The sequence below is a fragment of the Mycobacterium sp. E740 genome, assembly GCF_001672895.1.
In the GTDB taxonomy this organism is placed as follows: Bacteria; Actinomycetota; Actinomycetes; order Mycobacteriales; family Mycobacteriaceae; genus Mycobacterium.
This window is the reverse complement of the sequence record NZ_LZKP01000067.1, coordinates 1-924: the sequence shown is the minus strand read 5'-3', so window position 1 is coordinate 924 and position 924 is coordinate 1. Positions and strand designations below refer to the sequence as shown.

Annotated in this window: 1 protein-coding gene and 1 pseudogene; both read left to right on the top strand. The window is 64.6% G+C overall.

Annotated elements, in window-relative coordinates; all coding sequences use genetic code 11:
* A partial coding sequence (locus tag A5663_RS06240; protein WP_082973948.1) for an RDD family protein occupies positions 1-498 on the top strand: 498 nt, incomplete at its 5' end.
* Positions 491-924: pseudogene (locus A5663_RS23265) on the top strand (hypothetical protein); the annotation flags it as partial. The gene A5663_RS06240 and the pseudogene A5663_RS23265, both read left to right, overlap by 8 nt.

The following is a 924-nucleotide window of genomic DNA, read 5'->3' as shown; positions in this document are numbered from 1 at the left end:
ACACCGGCGTACACATCGTGGTTCACCCGCGTGCTTGCTTGGCTCGTCGACTACATCCCGATCTTCGTCCTGCAGGGCATCGGTTACGCGTTGCTGCTCGGCACCCAGGAAACTGTCTGTGTCACCGACTCTTCCGAGTTCGAAGTGGGCGAATTCTGCCAGCTGCAGGATTCGATGGTGGGCCAACTCTCGATCCTCGTGACGTCGCTGCTCGCGCTGATCTACGTGATCTGGAATTACGGATACCGCCAGGGGACAACCGGCTCCAGCATCGGCAAGTCGATCCTGAAGTTCCAGGTGGTCAGCGAAAAGACCGGCCAGCCAATCGGTTTCGGTATGTCCGTCGTGCGGCAGCTGGCGCATATCATCGACGCAGCCATCTGCTATATCGGGTACCTGTTCCCGCTGTGGGACGCCAAGCGGCAGACGATCGCCGATAAGATCATCAGCACCGTCTGCCTGCCGTTGCAGAGCCAACCCGAAAGGTCACATGTCTGATCAGCCGCCGCCCCCGCCGGGAGACTATCCGCCGCCGCCGGGAGGGTATTCGCCTCCGCCTCCGCCTCCGCCCGGCGGTTACCCGCCACCGCCTCCACCGGGTGGTTATCCACCGCCTCCGCAGCAGGGCGGCTACCCGCCTCCGGGACCAGCCGGCTTCCCGCCGGCGGGCGGCTACCCGTCGCCGGGCGGTCCGGGTTCCCCTGGCGCGCAGCAATACAGCGTCGGCGACGCCTTCTCGTGGGCCTGGGGCAAGTTCACCGCCCACGCTGTCCCGTTGATCGTCGCGACGCTGGTATACGGAGTCATCACCGTTCTGCTGCAGGCGCTGATCGGCGTCTTGTCGACGATGGTGGGTGACGAGTCGGCGACTTACCTGTCGGACGGCGGCAACGTCCTGTTCTCCTACGATCTGTCCACCCCTGC